Origin of the sequence: Pseudoxanthomonas sp. CF385 (assembly GCF_900104255.1) — a bacterium.
Taxonomy (GTDB): Bacteria; Pseudomonadota; Gammaproteobacteria; order Xanthomonadales; family Xanthomonadaceae; genus Pseudoxanthomonas_A.
In genome coordinates this window covers 309,358-329,840 of record NZ_FNKZ01000003.1, presented here as the reverse complement: position 1 = coordinate 329,840, position 20,483 = coordinate 309,358, and the positions used below count along the sequence as shown (strand labels likewise).

At 64.5% G+C, this 20,483-nt stretch carries 17 protein-coding genes and 3 tRNA genes; 14 read left to right on the top strand and 6 right to left on the bottom strand.

Translation table 11 applies throughout. The features are described 5' to 3' along the window. Positions 1-400: 400 nt before the first annotated feature. From BLT45_RS18215 to BLT45_RS18400, 6 genes are all read right to left on the bottom strand, one after another. Positions 401-772: a toxin-antitoxin system YwqK family antitoxin gene (locus BLT45_RS18215; RefSeq protein ID WP_139188047.1), complete on the bottom strand. Its 372-nt coding sequence runs from the start codon at positions 770-772 to the stop codon at positions 401-403. A 432-nt stretch (positions 773-1,204) separates the two neighbouring features. Beyond that, the gene (locus BLT45_RS16875; protein ID WP_093303387.1) at positions 1,205-1,495 is read right to left on the bottom strand and encodes a hypothetical protein; all 291 of its coding nucleotides are present in this window, start codon (positions 1,493-1,495) and stop codon (positions 1,205-1,207) included. A gap of 17 nt (positions 1,496-1,512) precedes the next feature. Beyond that, on the bottom strand, positions 1,513-1,938 hold the full coding sequence (locus tag BLT45_RS18210; protein WP_139188046.1) for a hypothetical protein: 426 nt from the start codon (positions 1,936-1,938) through the stop codon (positions 1,513-1,515). Between the two features lie 58 nt (positions 1,939-1,996). Then, positions 1,997-2,368, bottom strand: a complete 372-nt coding sequence (locus BLT45_RS16870) for a hypothetical protein (RefSeq protein ID WP_093303382.1) — start codon at positions 2,366-2,368, stop codon at positions 1,997-1,999. A 778-nt stretch (positions 2,369-3,146) separates the two neighbouring features. Beyond that, a complete protein-coding gene (locus tag BLT45_RS16865; RefSeq protein ID WP_139188045.1) occupies positions 3,147-3,443 on the bottom strand; it encodes a hypothetical protein in 297 nt (98 codons plus the stop codon). Between the two features lie 604 nt (positions 3,444-4,047). Further along, the gene (locus BLT45_RS18400; protein ID WP_093303373.1) at positions 4,048-4,407 is read right to left on the bottom strand and encodes a hypothetical protein; all 360 of its coding nucleotides are present in this window, start codon (positions 4,405-4,407) and stop codon (positions 4,048-4,050) included. Between the two features lie 3,231 nt (positions 4,408-7,638). On the opposite strand from BLT45_RS18400, the gene BLT45_RS16855 reads away from it, so the two are divergent. The 14 genes from BLT45_RS16855 (at position 7,639) to BLT45_RS16790 (ending at position 20,423) form a co-directional block, all read left to right on the top strand. After that, positions 7,639-8,658, top strand: coding sequence for an integron integrase (locus BLT45_RS16855; protein WP_305775347.1), 1,020 nt, complete (start codon positions 7,639-7,641; stop codon positions 8,656-8,658). Further along, positions 8,648-11,041, top strand: coding sequence for a DNA internalization-related competence protein ComEC/Rec2 (locus BLT45_RS16850; RefSeq protein ID WP_093303362.1), 2,394 nt, complete (start codon positions 8,648-8,650; stop codon positions 11,039-11,041). Before BLT45_RS16855 ends, BLT45_RS16850 begins: the two co-directional genes overlap by 11 nt. Before the next feature lie 2 nt (positions 11,042-11,043). Further along, positions 11,044-11,697 carry a MotA/TolQ/ExbB proton channel family protein gene (locus BLT45_RS16845; RefSeq protein ID WP_093303358.1) on the top strand — a complete coding sequence of 218 codons (654 nt, stop codon included), beginning with the start codon at positions 11,044-11,046 and terminating at the stop codon, positions 11,695-11,697. A 9-nt stretch (positions 11,698-11,706) separates the two neighbouring features. Next, positions 11,707-12,129, top strand: coding sequence for an ExbD/TolR family protein (locus tag BLT45_RS16840; protein WP_093303352.1), 423 nt, complete (start codon positions 11,707-11,709; stop codon positions 12,127-12,129). Positions 12,130-12,200: 71 nt separating this feature from the next. Further along, positions 12,201-13,874 (top strand): lipid A export permease/ATP-binding protein MsbA, encoded by a 1,674-nt coding sequence (gene msbA, locus BLT45_RS16835; protein WP_093303527.1) that lies wholly within the window; start codon positions 12,201-12,203, stop codon positions 13,872-13,874. Then, a complete protein-coding gene (gene lpxK, locus BLT45_RS16830) occupies positions 13,871-14,881 on the top strand; it encodes a tetraacyldisaccharide 4'-kinase (RefSeq protein WP_093303348.1) in 1,011 nt (336 codons plus the stop codon). The genes msbA and lpxK overlap by 4 nt, the downstream gene beginning before the upstream one ends. A gap of 25 nt (positions 14,882-14,906) precedes the next feature. Then, entirely contained in the window at positions 14,907-15,668 is a 762-nt protein-coding gene (gene kdsB / locus BLT45_RS16825; protein WP_093303343.1) for a 3-deoxy-manno-octulosonate cytidylyltransferase, read from the top strand. Continuing rightward, the gene (locus BLT45_RS16820; protein WP_093303338.1) at positions 15,665-16,129 is read left to right on the top strand and encodes a low molecular weight protein-tyrosine-phosphatase; all 465 of its coding nucleotides are present in this window, start codon (positions 15,665-15,667) and stop codon (positions 16,127-16,129) included. The genes kdsB and BLT45_RS16820 overlap by 4 nt, the downstream gene beginning before the upstream one ends. 31 nt (positions 16,130-16,160) lie before the next feature. Next, the gene (locus tag BLT45_RS16815) at positions 16,161-17,576 is read left to right on the top strand and encodes a hypothetical protein (protein WP_093303332.1); all 1,416 of its coding nucleotides are present in this window, start codon (positions 16,161-16,163) and stop codon (positions 17,574-17,576) included. Then, positions 17,573-19,420 carry an excinuclease ABC subunit UvrC gene (gene uvrC, locus BLT45_RS16810; protein ID WP_093303327.1) on the top strand — a complete coding sequence of 616 codons (1,848 nt, stop codon included), beginning with the start codon at positions 17,573-17,575 and terminating at the stop codon, positions 19,418-19,420. The genes BLT45_RS16815 and uvrC overlap by 4 nt, the downstream gene beginning before the upstream one ends. Before the next feature lie 5 nt (positions 19,421-19,425). After that, a complete protein-coding gene (gene pgsA, locus BLT45_RS16805) occupies positions 19,426-20,073 on the top strand; it encodes a CDP-diacylglycerol--glycerol-3-phosphate 3-phosphatidyltransferase (protein ID WP_093303324.1) in 648 nt (215 codons plus the stop codon). Continuing rightward, a tRNA-Gly gene (locus BLT45_RS16800) sits at positions 20,064-20,139 on the top strand. Before pgsA ends, BLT45_RS16800 begins: the two co-directional genes overlap by 10 nt. 105 nt (positions 20,140-20,244) lie before the next feature. Then, positions 20,245-20,318, top strand: a tRNA-Cys gene (locus tag BLT45_RS16795). 29 nt (positions 20,319-20,347) lie between these two features. After that, a tRNA-Gly gene (locus tag BLT45_RS16790) sits at positions 20,348-20,423 on the top strand. Positions 20,424-20,483 lie beyond the last annotated feature (60 nt).

Below are 20,483 nucleotides of genomic sequence, written 5' to 3'. Positions count from 1 at the left end.
GGGCCAGCGTACAGATTGCGATGAGCATCCTCATAAGCGCTAACGCCTGAATTAAGCCGACCCGCGAAGCGGGTTCGGCTTGAATGAATTGTTAGACCGCATCTCGTTTCCTGATCTTGTCCGAGACCCACCAACACAGGCCCGCCGCAGCAATAACACCGAAGTAGAGCGTGAGTGATGGTGGAAAATCAGCAATCTCTGCTCCAGTACTAGAGGATCCAGTTGAGGCGATCTCATAGACATGCTCGTAGAAATTGTTGATCTGACGCAACCCATAGAAGAGCAGGAATGCCCCAAGAATGTTAAGCGCTAGAGTCAAAGGCTTAACTAGCGATCCTGTCATGCGGTCTAACGCCTGAATTAAGCCGACCCGCGAAGCGGGTTCGGCTTGAATGAATTGTTAGGCCTGCGGCCCGGTGCCATCACCCAGCACTCTCCATACAGAACCATCAGAACGAAACCACGTGTAACCCGGCACCCTCTGGTCCGCACGAAACACTCCTTGCTCCTTGATTTGTCCGTCAGGCCACCACGATTGATAGGCGCCATCGTACTGGCCATTAATTGTGCTGGCGGATACTTTGAGTTGACCGCTCTCGTCCCACTCGCGCAGCAATCCGTTGAGGACGCCGTGAAGATAAAAGCACTCGAAAAAAATCTGTCCGTTCTTGAAGAAGCGTCGTTGAATCCCGTGGGGAACGCCAGATAACGTCTCGCACTCCGACTCCTTCTCCCCAGTCGGGAAGAAATTAACGATAGGCGGATTGTCCATTGACGCCTCCAAGCAGGCCTAACGCCTGAATTAAGGCGACCCGCGAAGCGGGTTCGGCTTGAATGAATTGTTAGGCATCAACCAGGCTTGGCTGAGCCAGTTAGAACGAGAATAGCTGCGACTAAAGATCCGAAGCCGAGAAACGCAGTGGTGAAAGAAAGGCCGTAGGCCAGAACCTTACGAAGCGAGCCAGATGATCTATTACCGCCACGAATGAATAGGACGGCCGCGGGCAGAAAGAGTAGTCCAAGAATACTCCGATAGAAGAACGCGGTCGGGCCATCTACCCCAAGAAGCAGACCCCGATCGAGTGCGACGACCGAGAAAAGAGTGGTCAATGAAAGGAAGTAGGCGAATATCAGAGATCTTGCCATTGATGCCTAACGCCAGAATTAAGCCGACCCGCGAAGCGGGTTCGGCTTGAATGAATTGTTAGCGCACATGCCGACCAACTTGGAGTGCCCTAGCGTGATAGTACGGGGCAAGTGCAGCCCGCTCGATGACCAGCAGAATACCGGTGCAGACGAGAAGTGCGGGCAGCCAGACAATGGTGAACGCGACAAGTTGGAACCCCCAGTTCCAGGCGTAAGTGTCTGGATCAGGTGGGCCAGCCAGATAAGCAACTGTGCGGAAGTAGAACCAAACGACCGCACAGGCAACGACCAGAACGATCTGAGCAGTTGCTAGTACCCAGAACTTTGGTAGCCGAATACTGCTTTTCATGGGCGCTAACGCCTGAATTAAGCCGACCCGCGAAGCGGGTTCGGCTTGAATGAATTGTTGGGCGGCGCACCTCGAATGCGAGCCAACGCGGCATCTAACCACGTGGTGTTCTGATCAAAGCGCACCGCCAGGGAAGCCATCGCGGTCTCAACTATGACAAGCGATTCGTCGGTGCGCTCTGGCGTGGCAAGGCGAAGATGCTTACGAACGTCAAAATCGGGCCAATGCAGCAGACCTACATTGAGAAGAACTCGGTACTCCGGTAGGGATCGAACTTGCGGGCCAAGCTCCAGGACGATCTTTCCAACCCCGCCGAAGCTGAATCGGCTGGGGATAGAGCGACGTATCTCGATCTCGATCGGGTCCCAGATGGGGAGCAATTGCTTGTAGAGCTCCCGATCATGTTCCCGAAGAACAAGTTGAAAGTCGCGCAAATATGGCATAGCCGCCTAACGCCTGAATTAAGCCGAGCCGCGAAGCGGCTTCGGCTTGAATGAATTGTTAGCGCTGCCCCGTACAGTGAGCAACGCGGCTGACCACAATGTAGCCGATGGAGCTGTAGTAGTTGCCGATGCCAACGCGGTCAGGACCAAACGCATAGAACCTTCCGGATGGAACGACGCAGGCACCTTGCTCGGCCGGCAAAGATGCCTGCAACGACGCGGGCACTACAAGATCAATGCACGTGCGGTACGTGTCCGTAGCGGATGTGTCCGGGCAAAGATGGAATAGCTGATAGGCGCCGGATTGCCTGTGCAACTCGCCGGGGACGGAAACGCGTGATCCATCGCGATCCTGGCCAAGCTTGGCCAAAGGGATGGTCGACGTGGCGCAGCCGCCAAGCAGGATGACGAATGGCAAGAGTCCTTTCATAGCGCTAACGCCTGAATTAAGCCGACCCGCGAAGCGGGTTCGGCTTGAATGAATTGTTATGCGCGCGCGTAACTAATGGCATGCCGATATCAAAGTGCGAGCGTAAGTAAAGCGCCCGTTTGCTTGGGGTTCGAAGATGTGGACATTAGCACCGCACGTACCGGTGAGAACTGGTGCGCGCTGGTAGGTGCAGAGATGTAGAGCCCCCGTATCCGACTGTAACCAAACCCAATGATCCCGCTTTGGGTCGAGGAGAGCTGGGCGCTGTTCCGCCAAGTCGGCAACAAGTGCATCAACGTGAGCAGGTGGCAGATCAAGCGCAGCGGCGGGGCCAGCAACGCTACAAAGCTGAGCCGGCGCGGTAGCGCAGCCACTAGACGTTAGAAGACCGAGGACTAGAAAGGAGATACGCATAACGCCTGAATTAAGCCGCGCCGCGAAGCGGTGTCGGCTTGGATGAATTGTTAGGCCCCGGTATCGCTGGCGCCCGGCGAGGATCTTGCTATTACAGCCCGCGTTGACTCAAGGAAGTCGTGGATGGCAGCCGGATCGGTGGTTTGGCCAGGAGCAGTAAGGCCGGCATAGCAAAACAGAAAGTCCGATACTGACGTATCACCACGCGCGAGATAAGCGCTAACGAAGTGCTCCATGACTCGGTATGCGTCTTGGACCGAGATCACTTGTCGTAAAGAGTTATCCAGAACGGGAAGATCATTCATACGGGGCCTAACGCCTGAATTAAGCCGACACGCGAAGCGGGTTCGGCTTGAATGAATTGTTAGAGGGCGGGCACAGGAACAACCGGCACCTCTGGATCCCAATGATAGAGCAGAGAGTATTCGTGCCAACCACTCTCGTTAGAGTACATGGCCATGGCCGAGGCGGCTAGATGGCCGTGGAGCTCGGGCGCCTGGAAAATGGTGTCTTGGATCAGGCCCCAAAGCTCGGCAGAGCGCTCCGTGCCAAACGTGAAGTTGTAGTACGCGCCATCATCGTGGCCATTATCGAAGGAATGGCTCAGGACCAGATCGATCCGGGCGACTAAGGCTTGGAACGAGGTGGTCAGCGCAGCCATGTCGAGTCCGGGCGAGCGCTCTGGCTGTACTTGCACGGACAAAAATTTCACTGCCGCCCTCTAACGCCTGAATTAAGCCGCGCCGCGAAGCGGCGTCGGCTTGAATGAATTGTTAGCGCCCATCTTCGTTGCCATTTGTGCTGTTCATTGGGGTGCCAATAGTGGGCGGCTCCAAAGATCTACCCTTTGACTCCACTTGGGCGCCGCTGACTATAAACGTCTCGAAGTGGCGACCACGACCTCCGCGTTCGATGGCAATGATCCAGTTGGAGCCTTCATGGCAAGCGGCGAAGAAGCGCGAGAGTGGCAGATCCCCCATAAGGAGGTCGGTTGCGTTGAATGGCTCTCCCGCATCAGCCGTCCGGCCCACCCCTGTTGCGGCCTCAAATTGGCCGCGCACCGCGGTAGGTACTTGCTGCCAGCTCCTGACCGGGACGCAGACATTACCCGAGACGACGGCCGCCTCCCCGCCGGTCGCGGGCAGTGTAAGAACAAGGGCTGCAATGAAATTCCACATGGGCGCTAACGCCTGAATTAAGCCGGCCCGCCCAAGGGCAACCGGGTGATGCCGAGACCACGAAGCGGGCTCGGCTTGAATGAATTGTTAGGCGCGCTGCCACACCCCGTAGGCTGCGAGCATATGCGACTCGAAGGCCGGTGAGCCAGTCACCTCCCAAAACGACGAGTCCACCGCCAGTAGCTCAAACACGCGCTCTCCACTGGCAATGCCGACAAAGTGGCCATCAATTGTTTGGTAGATGCCGCGATACAGGTCCCGAAACTCTCCGTCCGACAGTGACAGACCGGAGGACGTGAGCTGCTCAATCTCCAGGGCGCGGTCTCCTAAGCACTGGTCGATGGTTATGTGCCAAGTGTCGGGCGGCACTAATTGATCTACATCAGCAAGGAAGCTCGCGATATCAAAGAGCTTGCTGTTGGGTCCGTGCTGCCGGATAACGACCATGCGCGCCTAACGCCTGAATTAAGCCGACCCGCAAAGCGGGTTCGGCTTGAATGAATTGTTAGACGGCATCTCAACCAAAGTTGACTGAAGTACATCAGCGAGCGAGTAGCAGTCGTGATGAACCTCGAGCCATGAGCGTCCAAGATAGTCGACTACCGATGTCTCGTTGAGTAGAGCAATCGCCGAGCCAGAGTGAATGGCGGACAGAAGTAACTGTGCACCGCTCAGAGCTCGATGACCTTCGTCGACCATCCATCCTCCGAAGGGTGCATCGTGCTCAAGACTGGCCAAGATGAGTCCGATGAGGTCACTGACTAGCCTCTCCGACTGAGGAATGTTGCTCATGCCGTCTAACGCCTGAATTAAGCCGACCCGCGAAGCGGGTTCGGCTTGAATGAATTGTTAGCTGTCAGCCGAGCTTCGTGAATGGCCCCGAGTCGCCAGCTTAGCCACACGACGGTCGCAACGATGCCACCCCACGCGACGAACTGCCAAATAGCGATGTTCGGTGGGTTGTGGGAATAGAAGAGAAAAGCGAATGCACCACCACAGGTGCCACCAAGAATGGTGGCGAACCACCACCGATCGAAGCCGAAACGCCTAGCAAGCAGCAGGGCTGGCACTTGGCCCCGAGCGAGGCTTTCGCATGTGAGGCTGACTAGCTTAGGAGTTTCCATGCACAGCTAACGCCTGAATTAAGCCGACCCGCGAAGCGGGTTCGGCTTGAATGAATTGTTAGGCCCCAAACCGCTGCACCACAGCCTTGCAAGCTGGGAGAGCTAGGGATGACGCCCACTCTGTTGCAGACCTTATCTCGGGTTCTAGCGCTTGCAGTGCCTCTGGATCCCAATTTCTGCGGACCTCGCCGATTGGAAGTGCGTCGGTCTCAGAATCGATTGCGGTGAAAGTATCAAAATCAGTGTCCGATTGATCCACCTGAGCCTCCCAGCGGAGGGAGGACAAGAGGCGGCAACCCTCCAAGACTGGAAATGTGCCGTCCAAGATGCCTGAGCAAATCTCAACCACACGAGTCCGAACGGATTGAATGTACTCCTCGTGGGACATGTGTTGCGTCATTGGGGCCTAACGCCTGAATTAAGCCGACCCGCGAAGCGGGTTCGGCTTGAATGAATTGTTAGGGCGCAGCCGACGCCCCGCGGCGACCAAGTAGCCATCTGATGGAATGTGCTTGGCTACCGAGAACAATAACCGAAGGCGCGAACCAGGTAAGCGCGTACTGCCAAAAGTACCCATGCTTGTGATCAAGAGCAGCCCAAAGAAGAGCGATAAGCCCAGATCCAATCAGGGTCGGGAGCGTGTAAGGGCGTGCAGATGCTTTGCGCGACCGTACCGTAAGCAAAATGATGGCAACAAGGCTCACAAGCCATGCAATTGGAAAGATGATCTCGACACCCATGATCTGCGCCCTAACGCCTGAATTAAGCCGACCCGCGAAGCGGGTTCGGCTTGAATGAATTGTTAGGCCTTGGACTGTGTGACCCGGTACGCATCACCTGAGGCCTGATCGACATAGTTGCCGCCATACATGCTACCCCGGTCTCGAATTAGAACAAGCCCGCTGTAGTAGCAGGTGCGATAGCTTGCAGTGAACTCAGCCTCGCCAGTTGAGTGCGATATCCAAGGATATGTGTACTTGCCGCCCGCGGTCAGCTGGGCAACGTAAACCTTGTGCTTGCGTTTCTGTGGCATGCAAGGCCTAACGCCTGAATTAAGCCGACCCGCGAAGCGGGTTCGGCTTGAATGAATTGTTAGGCCTCAACGCATTAACGCGTACATGTAGTAGGGCGAGATAGGAGGCCTTGGGAATTGTACGCCCAGGTATGTCTTGCGAAAGCAGCGAGATCTTGGCGTGTCCAAGTCTGATACGTACTGAACAACTTTGCCAGATGCATCAAGCACAAGTACCTGCTGTATTGGTTCTGCAGATTTCGCATAACAGCCATCACGCTGATCTAGCTTGTGCGCGTCATTAAAGTCGTTCCAAGTGTTCTCGTAGTCATCGATGTGGCTATCGGGAGGAAGGTTCTCCACTGCGCGATACGCCTCATCAAATGACAACGTCGACACAAATTGATTTGTCGTTGTACAGCCTGCCGCTACCAAGAGAAGGCAAGCAGCGAAGGGTCTGATCACAATAATCCTTCCATTGGGCCTAACGCCTGAATTAAGCCGACCCGCGAAGCGGGTTCGGCTTGAATGAATTGTTAGGTGCCATGCCGGGAGAGCTGAAAGACACCCGACTGAATCTCTTGTGGATTGATGCCGCTTACGCCGATTGAGCATGACTTGATGCGGTTGTAGCCGTCAACGAAGAACACCGCGGTCTCCCCGGGGAGCACAGATGCTCCGCACTCTGCTCCGCGAAGCTCGCCGCCAGGGAAAGTGCCCTTGAAATCACGAAGCGGGGTGACAGTGGGTTGATCCCGCGTCTCGTTGGAACCAAGAAGTGGTGGCGCAACAGAGTCGACGCGGCCATAGAAGACGTAAGTGGAGCCTTGAAATAGCCCCCTGGTCCATTGAGTTTTGGACTCGACAGGGTTGCAGGAGCAGTTCTGCCCAAGCGCAAGACTTGGAAAAAGTAGAAGTGCGGCTGCGACGATTCTCACCATGGCACCTAACGCCTGAATTAAGCCGACCCGCGAAGCGGGTTCGGCTTGAATGAATTGTTAGGTGGGGAACCCGTGAGGTCTTGCAGCTGAGTTGGCTTAAGCGGCATGCCGTCGGGTTGCTTGTCCACGCCTCTAATCCAGAGCTGTCCGTCTGAGCGAGCTTCAACCTCAACGGGGCGCGAGACCGAACAAAGAGCGGGCAGCGCTGGTGAAACCAGAAACCGGTGATTGACCGCGCCAAAATCTAGCGAAGACAGCGAAGTGATCGGGACAGTCGCGCTATCGCTCGGCCCTAGTACAAGATCACGACTCTCCATCGGAAGTGATAAGTCCACCCCGGAAGAGTTGATCAAGGTGACGGCACAAGCCGGATCGCCCGCGGTGGCGAACAGGAATGCAACTAAGCCTGGGGTTGTCGCCATCTTGTCATCCCCACCTAACGCCTATTAGACCCCGTTTAGGAGTGGTAGCGCGGAGTATTGAAGGGTTGCGCTGAGGCGTCAATCGGGGAACTTCCTAGCCGGTATCAATGACTTGCCCGATGGCAGGGAGGCCTTTTCGAGCCCAGGCTGTTTTCGTTATCCGCAGGGAGTGCGGTGGTATGGGTTATCGGCGTGGGGACGGGGCGGTAATGCCTGGGCAGGGGGTGGTGCGTGGGCCTACCCTGATCGACGAGGTGCGTCGAAGGATCCGGGCGAGGCACTACAGCGTTCGTACCGAGCGCGCCTATGTGGGCTGGATCCGTCGCTTCGTCCAGGCCAACGGTCGGCGACATCCGCGCGAACTCCGCGCCGTGCACGTGCAGGCCTTCCTTACCGCGCTGGCGGTGGAAGGGCAGGTGGCGGCGAGCACGCAGAACCAGGCATTGGCGGCGTTGCTGTTCCTGTACCGCGAGGTGCTCGGGTGCGCGCTGGAGGGATTGGAGGACGTCGTTCGCGCCAAGCGACCGCAACGGGTGCCGACCGTGTTGTCCCGCTCGGAGGTGTCGGCGCTGCTGCTTCATGTCGAGGGCCGGACGGCGTTGCTCGCCCGCCTGCTGTACGGCACGGGCATGCGGCTCATGGAAGGCGTGCGGTTGAGAGTGAAGGACGTCGATTTCGAGCGGTGCGAGATCACCGTGCGCGACGGCAAGGGGGGCAGGGACCGGCGCACGGTGCTGCCGTCTTCTCTGGTGGCCGCGCTGCGCGAGCAGGTAGCCTTCGCGCTTGCGATCCATGCCGCGGACGTGGAGGCGGGGGCGGGTGACGTCTGGCTGCCGCAGGCGCTTGCGCGGAAGCATCCCGGGACCGGACGGCAAGCGGGCTGGCAGTACGTGTTTCCGGCGCGCGGCTTGAGTGTGGATCCTCGCGACGGTCGCCAGCGTCGCCATCACGTGGATGAGGATGTGCTGTCGCGGCAGCTCAAGCGCGCCCGCATCGCGGCGGGCATCGTCAAGCCCGTGGGTGCGCATGTGCTGCGCCACTCGTTCGCCACCCACCTGATCGAATCGGGTTACGACATCCGCACGGTGCAGGAGCTTCTCGGCCACAAGGATGTGTCGACCACCCAGATCTATACGCATGTACTGAACCGGGGCGCCGGCGCGGTGCGCAGCCCGCTGGACCGCGTCGATGGTGCGTGAGGCACGCGTCACCCGACCCGTGCCGCCCTTGGGATTGGCATGCGCTGTGGCGTGGCTCGCGGGAGCGGCGTGCACGTTCTGGCGAAGCGACCTGCCCAACGGAACGGCACTCTGGGCAGGCCTGCTCGTGGGGGTGGCGTGGTGGATCACACCCACGCGTTGGCGATGGTGCGGGGCGGCATTGGTGGGTCTGGCCTGGACGGGCCTGCATGCGAGCTGGAGCCTGCAGTCGCAATTGCCGGTCGCATGGGAGGGCCGCGAGATCGTCGTGACCGGGCGCGTCGAGGGACTGCCCGAGCCGGAGGCGCGCCGCACTCGTTTCCTTTTCCGTGTCGATGACGATGCGGGTCAACCGGCACCCTTGCGGGGCAGGTCCGTGCGCGTCGCGTGGTACGACGACCATGGGGCGGACACGATCGGCCCCCGTCGCGCGCTCGGCGCGGGCGAGCGGTGGCGTCTCCACCTGCGGGTGAGGGCGCCAAGGGGGCTCGCCAATCCCGGGGGCTTCGATGCCGAACGCCATGCCATGGCGCAACGGATCAGTGCGACCGGCTACGTGCGTTCGCCGGAACGGGCCACGAGGCTCCGCACGGGTGTGGGTATCGATGCCTGGCGTGCCGGTCTCTCCGCCCGTATCGAAGCGGACGTACCTGCCGCATCGAATCGCTTCGTGCGCGCGCTTGCGCTCGGCGATACGCGCGGGTTGTCGCAGGAGGACTGGCAGGTGTTGCGGGCGGCGGGCCTCACCCACCTGATCGCGATTTCGGGATTCCACGTCGGCCTGGCGGCAGGCGCGTTCGCCCTGGTGGCCGCCGCGGCATGGCGACTGTTCCCGGCGCTTGCGCGCCGGATGCCTCGACCGCAGGCGATCGGGTGGCTGGCCCTGGCCGGAGCGCTCGGCTACGCGGCGGTGGCGGGATTCGCATTGCCTACCTTGCGGACCGTGTTGATGATCGCGGTGGTGGTGCTCGCCCGCACGTCGCGACGCCCCGTGCGCGTGGTGGATGCGCTGGTACTGGCGATGCTCGCCCTGCTCGTCGTCGATCCCTTGTCGCTGCTGGCACCGGGGTTCTGGCTGAGCTTCGCTGGCGTCGCCTGGCTGGCGTGGTGCCTGCCGGCGTCGCTGCACTGGGCGAAGGCCTTCCTGCCCGCGCAGGGCGTCGCCACGTTGGGATTGTTGCCCTTGACGGCCGTGCTCTTCGGGCAGGCGTCGCTCGCCGGCCCGATCGCGAACCTGCTGGCGATCCCGTGGTGGAGCCTGGTGGTCGTTCCGCTGGCACTGGTCGGCACGCTGGCGGAACTGGTCCATCCGGGCGCGGGCGGCATCGCGTGGCGCGCCGCGGCCGCCTGCTTCGATCTGGCGTGGCCGGTCTTCGCCTGGTTGGCGGAGAGCCCTTTCGCTTTATGGTGGTTGCCGGAGCCTTCGGGGTGGGCGTTGCCGTTCGCGCTGGTCGGTGCTGCCTGGATGCTGCTGCCGCGAGGCGTGCCGGGGAAGGTGCTGGCCTCGCTGCTCTGGCTGCCGCTGTTGTGGCCCGATCGCGGATGGCCGCGCGAGGGCGAGGTGGAACTGGTGGTGCTCGATGTCGGGCAGGGGCTCTCCGTCCTGGTGCGTACCGCCCACCATGCGCTGTTGTATGACGCGGGACCTGCGGTGGAAGAGGGGTTCGATGCCGGCGAGCGCGCGGTCGTCCCCGCACTGCGGGCCCTGGGCGTGCCACGCCTGGATGCGCTGGTGGTCAGCCATGGGGACAACGACCATGCCGGCGGCGTCGCGGCCGTTCGCGCCGCCGTGCCCGTTCGGGCCACGCTCGCACCTGCGGCATCTCCGACCGCGGCGGACGCCCCGTGCGTGGGCGGCGCGACGTGGCGATGGGACGGCGTCGAGTTCCGTTTCCTCCACCCTCCGCCGTACTTCCCGTACTTCGGCAACGAGGCGAGCTGCGTGCTGAGCGTGCGCACGGCGCACGGGGTGGCGCTGCTGCCCGGGGACATCGGCACGCAGGTCGAGGCAGGGCTGGTGCGCAGGCAGGCCGGATGGCTCCGCAGCGACGTCGTGGTCCTGCCGCATCACGGCAGTGCCGGCTCATCGGCGGGCGGGTTCGTGCGCGCGGTGGGCGCGCGACTGGCGGTGGGCTCCAGCGGGTTCGGCAACCGCTTCCGCCATCCGCGTGACGACGTGGTCGCCCGCTGGCGTGAATCGGGTGCCGAGGTGCTGGACACGCAGTCCAGCGGGGCGGTGCGCGTCTGGGTGGGACGCGGGGGGCTCGCGGTCCGTGAGCGGCGTCACGACCGGGCGCATCCCTGGGACGCCGTGCGGCGCCAACGGGCCGGTGGGCTATCCTATCGGCTCGAAGACGGACGGCCGGGTGCGCCGGAGGACTGAACGTGCTGGAACTGGTGAAGGCCGGCGGTTGGCCGATGATCCCGCTGCTGCTGCTCGGCGTGCTGGCGCTGGCCATCGTGGTGGAACGCTTCTGGTCGCTGCGCCGCAAGGACATCCTGCCGCCCGGCCTGGGCGAGGAAGTCCGCACCTGGGCCGCCCGCGGCCAGCTGGAGCCGGCCCATATCGAGTCGCTGCGCCGCAACTCGCCGCTGGGTGAACTGCTGGCCGCGGCGCTGGATGTGAGGAACAAGCCGCGCGACCAGATCCGCGAGCGCATCGAGGACACCGGCCGCCATCTGGTCCATCGCATGGAGAAGTTCCTCAATGCGCTGGGCAGCATCGCCTCCGCGGGTCCGCTGCTGGGCCTGCTGGGCACCGTGGTCGGCATGATCCAGATGTTCCTCGGCATCCAGGACAGCGGACTCGGCGACGTCAACGCGCTGGCCGGCGGCATCGGCAAGGCGCTGGTGTGTGCGGCCGCGGGCATGATCGTGGCGATCCCGGCGCTGCTGTTCCACCGCTATTTCCGTGGCCGGGTGACCGGCTATGTGATGGAGATGGAGAAGGAGGCCAGTGCGCTGGTGGATGCCCTGGAGGCCCGCCATCCGCGCGTGGTGCCGCGTCCGGCCGCCACGCCGGCGGCGACGGGTTCCTGAGGCCGCCGCATGCGCATCCGTGACGACCGCGCGCAGGACGAGCCCGATCTCAACCTGGTGCCGCTGATCGACGTGATCCTGGTGCTGATCATCTTCTTCGTGATCACCACCACCTTCGACGCACGTTCGATGCTGCAACTGCAGTTGCCGAGCGCGAACGGCGAGCCCGTGGCCGCGCAGGTGAAGACGCTGAGCGTGCTGGTGAACGCCGATGGCCGCTACTTCGTGGACGAACACGAAGTGCTGCGCACCGATATCGACGCGCTGAAGCAGACCCTGGAACAGGTGGCGGGCAGCGACCGCACCCGTCCCGTGCTGTTGCGCGCGGACGCGCGCACGCCGCACCAGGCGGTGGTCACCGCGCTGGATGCGCTGGGCCAGCTCGGGTTCCGCCGGATCAACATCGCCACGGCGCCGGAGGCGCGGAAGTGATCGGCACCGAGTCGCCCTGGCAGGTCTACAAGCGATTGCTCGGCTTCGCCAAGCCCTACCGCCTGCTGCTGATGGCGGCGGCGTTCGGCGCCCTGCTGGAAGCGGCGGCCGGCAGCGGCTTCCTGATGCTGATGAGCCCGGTCACCAACAACCTGGTGACGCCGAGCGACATCAACCAGTGGATGCCGCTGGCGATCATCGGCCTGTTCGTCGTGCGCGGCGTGGCCGGCTACATCACCGACATGAGCATGGGCAAGGCGGCGCGCAGCATTTCGCGCGACCTGCGCGTGCGCGTGCTGGCCAAGTACCTGCGCATGCCCGGCCAGCGCTTCGACAGCGAACCGGTCCCGTCGATGCTGGTCCGGCTGGGATCGGACAGCGATCAGGTGTCGCAGGCAGCGATCGATGCGATGAAGGTGGTCGTGCAGCAGTCGCTGCAGGTCATCGGCGCCCTCGGCGTCATGCTCTATTACAGCTGGCAGGTGACCCTGACCATCCTGGTGCTGGCGCCACCGCTGGCGTGGGTGATGGACAAGGTGGCCAAGCGCTACCGGCGCATCAGCCACCGCATCCAGGAGAGCGCCGGGCACCTGCTGCAGGCGGCCGACCAGACGCTGTCGAACCAGCAGGAAGTGAAGGTCTACGGCGCGCAGCGGGTCGAGATGGACCGCTACGCCTCGCTGGCCGACACCAACCTCAAGCTGTCGATGAAGGTGGAGTCGACGCGCGCGATCTCCTCGGCCATGGTCCAGCTGATGGGCGCCACCGGCCTGGCGGCGCTGCTGTTCATCGCCGGGCGCGAAGCGATGGCGGGGCGGCTCACCGCAGGCGACTTCGTCTCGCTGATGACGTCGATGATGGCGATCATTCCCGCGCTGAAGCAGCTGACCAACGTCCAGAACATGACCCAGCGCGGCGTGGCCTCTGCGCAACGCCTGTTCTCGGTACTGGATGCCGACGACGAACAGGATGCCGGCACGCGCGTTCTCGACCGTGCGCAGGGCCTGCTGGAATTCCGCGACATCACCACGCGCTATCCGGGGCAGGCGCGCCCGGCCCTGGAAGGCATCAGCTTCACGGCGCGGCCCGGTACGGTCACCGCCATCGTCGGCCGCTCCGGCAGCGGCAAGTCGACGCTGATCAAGCTGATCCCGCGATTCTATGAAGCGGAATCGGGCCAGATCCTGCTGGATGGCCATCCGCTGCAGGAGTATCCGCTCGCCGACCTGCGCCGGCAGATCGCGCTGGTGGGCCAGCAGGTGATGCTGTTCGACGGCACCGTCGCCGCCAACGTCGCCTATGGCGAACTGCAGGGCGCGGACGCGGCCGGCATGGAGGCGGCCGTCCTTGGCGCGAATGCGATGGAGTTCGTGCAGGAATTGCCGGACGGCATGCAGGCGCCCATCGGGAACAAGGGCGGACGCCTGTCGGGCGGCCAGCGCCAGCGCCTGGCCATCGCGCGCGCGATGCTGAAGGACGCGCCGATCCTCATCCTCGACGAAGCGACCGCGGCGCTGGACAACGAATCTGAGCGCTTGGTCCAGAACGCACTGCAGAAGCTGATGCCCGACCGCACCACGCTGGTGATCGCGCACCGCCTCTCCACCATCGAACATGCCGACCAGGTCCTCGTGCTCGACCAGGGACGCTTGGTGGAGCAGGGCACGCATGCCGAACTCCTCGCGCAGGGCGGGCTCTATGCGCATCTGCACCAGATGCAGTTCCGCGAGGGCGAACCGGGGTGAGCAAGCGCGTGGCGCAGACCCCCGGCTACTGGTTCGGCGATGCTCCCGTGCCCCTCTGGGCCCGCGCGCTGTCCGGCGTCTATGCCGCGCTGATCGCCTTGCGCCTGCGCCTCTACCGCGACGGCGTGTTGCGTCGGCAGCGTGTCGGCGTGCCGGTGATCGTCGTCGGCAACATCACCGCGGGCGGCACCGGCAAGACACCGCTGACCATTGCATTGGTGGAGCGCCTGCGCGCCGCGGGATTCAAGCCCGGTGTCGCCAGCCGGGGCTATGGCCGGCGCGACGAAGCCACGGCGCGCTGGGTCGATGCGGCCACGCCGCCCGGAGAGGGCGGCGACGAACCGGTATTGATCGCGCGGCAGACGGGGACGCGCGTGCGTGTCGATCGCGACCGGGTGGCCGCGGCACGCGCGCTCGCCGCCGCCGGCTGCAACGTGATCGTCTGCGACGATGGCCTGCAGCACTACCGGCTGCAGCGCGACATCGAGATCGAGGTCATCGACGGCGCGCGCCGCTACGGCAACGGCCGGATGATGCCGGCCGGTCCGCTGCGTGAACCGGTGGCGCGTTCGGCCGAATGCGATTTCCGCGTGCTCAACCTGGCCTCGCCCGACGCCGCCGCGGCTTTCGGCGAATGGCCGATGCAGCTGCAGTCCGAGGTCGCCGTGCCGCTGCGTGGCGGGCGTCCGCGCGCACTGTCTTCGTTCGCGGGCCAGCGCGTGCACGCGGTCGCGGGCATCGGCCATCCGGCGCGCTTCTTCGCCATGCTGCGGGGCTGGGGCCTGGGCGTGGTGCCGCACGCGTTCGCCGATCATCACGACTACCGCGCGGAAGATTTTTCGTTCGGCAGCGAACTGCCCGTGCTGATGACCGAGAAGGACGCCGTGAAATGCGTGGGCCTGGCCAACGACTGGTTCTACAGCGTGCCGGTGGCCGCCCAGTTGCCGGAAGCCTTCTGGATCGCGCTGCTCGACAAGCTGGGCGCGCCGCCCCGTCCCGTGTCCTGACCCTGCACTGGAGCAGCCGCCCGCCATGCCGTCCTTCGTCGTCGCCATTCCCGCCCGCTACGCCGCCTCGCGCCTGCCGGGCAAGCCGCTTCGATTGCTGGGAGGCACGCCCCTGGTCGTCCACGTGGCACGCCGTGCGCTGGCTGCAGGTGCGGAGCAGGTCTGGGTGGCCACCGACGACGCCCGCATCCGCGATGCGCTGGCCGGAACCGAAGTGCAGGTGGCGATGACCTCCGAGCGCCACGCCTCAGGCAGCGACCGCCTGGCCGAATGCGCCGACATCGCCGGCTGGGACGACGCTGCATTGGTGGTCAACCTGCAGGGCGACGAGCCGTTCGCGCCACCGGCCGGCATCCGCGCCGTCGCCGAAACGCTGGCGGACAGCGGCGCGCCGATGGCGACCCTGGCGGTCCCCATCGAGGACGCGGCGACCTTGTTCGACCCCAATGCGGTCAAGCTGGTCCGTGCGGCCAACGGCGATGCGCTGTACTTCAGCCGGGCGCCGATCCCGTGGCACCGCGACGGCTTCGCGCGGTCGCGCGACGAACTTCCCCCGGGGCAGTGGCTGCGGCATATCGGCATCTATGCCTACCGTGCGGGTTTCCTGCGCCGTTTCTCCGAGCTGCCACCGGGCCGGCTCGAGCAGATGGAATCCCTGGAGCAGCTGCGTGTCCTCGAAGCGGGTCATCGGATCGCCGTGGCGCTGACCCCGGCGCCGTTCCCGCCGGGCGTCGACACCCCCGAAGACCTGGCGCGCGCCGAGGCACTGCTGCAGGGCGGTGCGTGAAACTGCTGATGGTCTGCCTGGGCAACATCTGCCGTTCGCCCATGGCCGAGGGCGCCCTGCGTGCCCGGCTTGAGGCCTCGCGGCTGGCGGGGCGCGTCGAGGTGGATTCGGCCGGGACCGGCGGCTGGCATGCGGGGGAGGCACCGGACCGCCGCGCGATCGCCTGCGCCCGCGGACACGGCGTGGACATCAGCGGCCAGCGTGCGCGTCAGTTGCGGCCCACGGATTTCGACGACTTCGACTGGCTGCTCTGCGCCGACGAGAACAACCTGCGCGATGTGGTGCAGCGCGCACCCGCCGGGCGCCGCGATCGGGTCGTCCTGCTGCTCGACTGGGCCGGGACGCAGCCAAGCGGCGAGATCCCCGACCCTTACACGGGCGGCCCCGAGGACTTCCAGCAGGTCTGGCGACTGGTCGATTCGGCAGCACAGGCGGTCGTGGCCCGGCTCTGCGCCATGTGAGACTTGGGCATAATCAGGGAAGATGACTGACATGACCATGGCTCCCGAGCTGCCGCGTGGCCTGCAATGGCTGAATGCGCCCGCCACCACGCTGCACGAGCAGCGGGGACGGATCGTCGCGCTGGCGTTCGTCAACAGCGCCTCCGCCTGGTGCGCGCAGCGGCTGAACGATCTGGCCGTGCTTCAGGCCCGCTATCTCGGCCGCCTGCAGGCATTGGCCATTCATGTTCCGCGCTTCGACAGCGAACGCGACCCCCAGCAAGCCCTCAAGCGCCTGCGCCGGCACGGCAACGCGCTGCCGCTGGCGCACGATGCCGACTGGGTGGCCTGGCAGCGCTACGGCGTGGATGCCTGGCCGACGGTCCTGCTGATCGATGGCGAAGGCCAGGTGCGTCATCGGGCCGTGGGCGCCGATGGCCTGCAGGAGCTGGAGCGCCAGATCGCCCGCCTGTGCGACGGCCTGCACGCGCCACCGGACGACGACCTGCGCAGCTTTCGCGAAATCCACCCGGAACCGCGGATGCCGCTGTGCTTCCCGACCGGACTGGTGGCCACGCCGGACCGCCTGTTCGTGGCGGACAGCGGCCATCACCGCGTGCTCGAGTGCAACCACCAGGGACGGGTGATCCGCCAGTTCGGCATGGGCACCGCGGACTTCGCCGATGGCGAACTCAACCATGCCGCGTTCCGCCGGCCCCAGGGACTCGCGCTCGTACGCGAGTCGCTCTATGTCGCCGACACCGGCAACCATGCGCTCCGCCGCATCAACCTGCCCACCAGCACGGTGGACACCTTGTGCGGTAACGGCCGGGCCGGCGAGCCCACCGACGGTGTGGTCGACGTGGCGCGGAACGTCGCGCTCAACCAGCCGCAGGCGCTGGTAGTGAACAACAACCAGATCTTCATGGCCATGGCCGGCGACAACCGGGTATGGAGCTACGACCTCGGTACGCGCGAACTCCGCGCACGCGCGGGCTCCGGGCAACTCGACGTCCGCGACGGCAGCGGGCCGATGGCGGCGTTCGCGCAGCCTGCGGGCCTGGCGGCGGTGCTGCAGACGCTCTACGTGTGCGACGCCGTGGGCTCGTCGCTGCGTTCCATGCAGTTGCGTGGCGACACCGTGCAGACGCTGGTGGGGCAGAACGCCTGGACCTTCGGTGCGGACGATGGCCCGCGCGAGGGGGCCCGACTGCAACACCCGCAGGCGATCGCCCTCAGTCCGGACTCGCCGGTGATGTGGATCGCCGACAGCGGCAATGGCAGCCTGCGCACGCTGCGGCTCGGCGGCGGCGACCTGACGACCGTCGCGCTGCCGCGCGCGCTGCACGGGCCGGCCGGTCTTTCCGTGGCCGCCGGCGCGGTGTGGATCGCCGAAACCGACGCTCACGCGGTCCTGCGCTACGATATCGCCACCGGCGAATTGAGCCACGTTCCGATCGACGAATGAGTCGCAGTCCCCAGCCGGCCTTCGACGGCAAGGTCTTCGCGGCCGGCCTGAGCACGGCCCCCGGCGTTTACCGCATGTATGCCGCCGACGACAGCCTGCTGTACGTCGGCAAGGCGGGTGCGCTGCGCAAGCGCGTCACCAGCTACTTCAACAACTCGCCCAAGTCGCCGCGGATCCTGTCGATGCTGACCCAGGTCGCGCGCATGGACGTGACCGTCACCCGCACCGAAGCGGAAGCGCTGCTGCTCGAGAACCAGCTGATCAAGTCGCTGACGCCGCGCTACAACGTGCTGCTGCGCGACGACAAGAGCTATCCCTACGTGCTGCTGACGCGCGAGGAATGGCCGCGCATCGCGTTCCACCGGGGGGCGCGGGCCACGCCGGGGCGGTACTTCGGCCCGTATCCCGGTGCCACGGCGGTGCGCGAGACGTTGAACCTCATGCAGAAGCTGTTCCGCATCCGGAACTGCGAGGACAGCGTGTTCCGCAACCGGTCGCGTCCCTGCCTGCAGTACCAGATCGGACGGTGCAGCGCGCCGTGCGTGGGGTTGGTCCCGGAAGCCGATTACGCGGAATCGGTGCGGCAGGCGGGGCTGTTCCTCGACGGCCGCAGCGACGAACTGACCGGGGAACTCGCCCAGGCGATGGAGCAGGCGAGCGTCGCGCTCGAGTTCGAACGTGCGGCGCACCTGCGCGACCTCGTCGCGTCGATCCGCACGCTGCAGGCGCGCCAGTACGTGGATGGGCGCGCGGCGGATCTGGATGTGCTCGCGTGCGCGATGCAGGGCAGCCAGGCCTGCGTGCTGTTGCTGGCGTTCCGTGACGGCCGCAACCTGGGCACCCGCACCTTCTTCCCGAAGACCAATGGCGAGGATAGCGCCGCCGAAGTGCTGGGCGCCTTCGTTTCGCAGTACTATGCCGAGCAGCCGGCGCCGCAGGAAATCATCCTCGACCGCGAGATCCCGGAAGCGGAGCTGATCGAGCACGCGCTGGCCGCGTCGGCCGGGCGGAAGGTCCAGCTGAAATGGAACGTACGCACCGAGCGCGCGGGCTACCTGGACCTGGCCAGGCGCAACGCGGAAATCGCGCTGACCACCGAGCTCACCAGCCGCAATGCGCAGACCGCGCGCAGCGAAGCCTTGAAGGAGCTGCTGGGTTTGCCCGAGGTGGCCAAGCGCATCGAGTGTTTCGACATCAGTCACACGATGGGCGAGGCGACGGTGGCGTCGTGCGTGGTGTTCGATGCCAATGGCGCGGTGCGCTCGCAGTACCGCCGCTACAACATCACCGGCATCACCCCCGGCGACGACTTCGCCGCCATGCATCAGGCGATCGAGCGGCGTTTCCGCCGCGCGGTGGAGGAGGGCGGGGTGCTTCCCGATGTGCTGCTGATCGACGGCGGCGCCGGCCAGCTGGCGCAGGCGCAGGCCGCGCTGGCGGACCTGGGCGTCGCGGGCGTCACCCTGGTGGGCGTCGCGAAGGGCGTCGAACGGCGCGCCGGCCATGAGACGCTCGTGCTGCCGGATGGGCGCGAGTTGCGCCCCGGGGCAGCGTCGCCCGCGCTGCAGCTGATCCAGCAGGTGCGCGACGAGGCGCACCGCTTCGCGATCACCGGGCATCGCGGCAAGCGCCAGAAAGCCCGGATGACGAGCAAGCTGGAAGACATCCCCGGCATCGGGCCGCGCCGTCGCGCCAGCCTGCTGAAGCATTTCGGCGGCCTGGCAGGGCTGAAGGCCGCGGGCGTGGACGAGATCGCACGCGTCGAGGGCGTGAATGCCGCGCTCGCGGAGCGAATCTACGCTAACCTGCACGGGCTGCCGTCGCCCGAGGCCGGAACCGAGTAAGTTCGATGAAGTTGACCGTTCCCACCTGGCTCACGCTGCTGCGGATCCTGCTGATCCCGGTGCTGGTGCTGGTGTTCTACCTGCCGTACACGTGGACCAACTTCGCGGCGGCCTTCATCTTCATCCTCGCGGCGGTCACCGACTGGCTGGACGGCTGGATCGCGCGCCGGTATCACCTGTATTCAGCCTTCGGGGCTTTCCTGGACCCGGTCGCCGACAAGCTGATGGTGGCGGTGTCGCTGTTCCTCATCGTGCAGGACAACCCCACGATGTGGATGGCGATCTGGGCCGCGGTCATCGTCGGGCGCGAGATCGCGGTGTCTGCGCTGCGCGAGTGGATGGCCGAGCTGGGCCAGCGCGCCACGGTCAAGGTCGCCGCGCTGGGCAAGATCAAGACCATCGTGCAGATGGTGGCGCTGTCCTGCCTGCTGTACGCATCCACGCCGGGCTCGCAGGAACTGGCCGACATCTGGATGGGGCGATGGGTATTCGTCCTGGGCGACTGGCTGCTGGCCATCGCGGCCCTGCTGACCCTGTGGTCGGGCATCCAGTACCTGCTCGCGGCATGGCCGATCCTGCGCGAGGGCGAGAAGAAGACGGTTGACAGTTCCGAACAACCCGCTACAATTTCGCCTCTCACGACGCGGGAATAGCTCAGTTGGTAGAGCACGACCTTGCCAAGGTCGGGGTCGCGAGTTCGAGTCTCGTTTCCCGCTCCAAATTGGCCTCGAGAGGGGCAGCGACAGAACCCCGCATGCGGGGTTTTGTTTTGCAGGCGCCTTGAAAACGCGCCGTGATTGCGCCAGTCTGGCGCGGTCGCCATCGGCCTGGTGGCAGAGTGGTTATGCAGCGGACTGCAAATCCGCGTACGCCGGTTCAATTCCGACCCAGGCCTCCACATCCGGAAAGACGCAATGTCTTTCTCACGCGGGAATAGCTCAGTTGGTAGAGCACGACCTTGCCAAGGTCGGGGTCGAGGGTTCGAGTCCCTTTTCCCGCTCCATATTCGCTCCCCTCGGGGAGTACGCCGAAGCCCCGCATGCGGGGCTTCGCTGTTTCCGCA

What these genes read in the sequence shown, in the direction of transcription:
- BLT45_RS18215 (WP_139188047.1), bottom strand. Translation starts at nt 772, where the DNA reads ATGGACAATCCGCCTATCGTTAATTTCTTCCCGACTGGGGAGAAGGAG.
- BLT45_RS16875 (WP_093303387.1), bottom strand. Translation starts at nt 1,495, where the DNA reads ATGAAAAGCAGTATTCGGCTACCAAAGTTCTGGGTACTAGCAACTGCT.
- BLT45_RS18210 (WP_139188046.1), bottom strand. Translation starts at nt 1,938, where the DNA reads ATGCCATATTTGCGCGACTTTCAACTTGTTCTTCGGGAACATGATCGG.
- BLT45_RS16870 (WP_093303382.1), bottom strand. Translation starts at nt 2,368, where the DNA reads ATGAAAGGACTCTTGCCATTCGTCATCCTGCTTGGCGGCTGCGCCACG.
- BLT45_RS16865 (WP_139188045.1), bottom strand. Translation starts at nt 3,443, where the DNA reads ATGGCTGCGCTGACCACCTCGTTCCAAGCCTTAGTCGCCCGGATCGAT.
- BLT45_RS18400 (WP_093303373.1), bottom strand. Translation starts at nt 4,407, where the DNA reads ATGGTCGTTATCCGGCAGCACGGACCCAACAGCAAGCTCTTTGATATC.
- BLT45_RS16855 (WP_305775347.1), top strand. Translation starts at nt 7,639, where the DNA reads ATGGGTTATCGGCGTGGGGACGGGGCGGTAATGCCTGGGCAGGGGGTG.
- BLT45_RS16850 (WP_093303362.1), top strand. Translation starts at nt 8,648, where the DNA reads ATGGTGCGTGAGGCACGCGTCACCCGACCCGTGCCGCCCTTGGGATTG.
- BLT45_RS16840 (WP_093303352.1), top strand. Translation starts at nt 11,707, where the DNA reads ATGCGCATCCGTGACGACCGCGCGCAGGACGAGCCCGATCTCAACCTG.
- msbA (WP_093303527.1), top strand. Translation starts at nt 12,201, where the DNA reads ATGGCGGCGGCGTTCGGCGCCCTGCTGGAAGCGGCGGCCGGCAGCGGC.
- kdsB (WP_093303343.1), top strand. Translation starts at nt 14,907, where the DNA reads ATGCCGTCCTTCGTCGTCGCCATTCCCGCCCGCTACGCCGCCTCGCGC.
- BLT45_RS16815 (WP_093303332.1), top strand. Translation starts at nt 16,161, where the DNA reads ATGACCATGGCTCCCGAGCTGCCGCGTGGCCTGCAATGGCTGAATGCG.
- uvrC (WP_093303327.1), top strand. Translation starts at nt 17,573, where the DNA reads ATGAGTCGCAGTCCCCAGCCGGCCTTCGACGGCAAGGTCTTCGCGGCC.
- pgsA (WP_093303324.1), top strand. Translation starts at nt 19,426, where the DNA reads ATGAAGTTGACCGTTCCCACCTGGCTCACGCTGCTGCGGATCCTGCTG.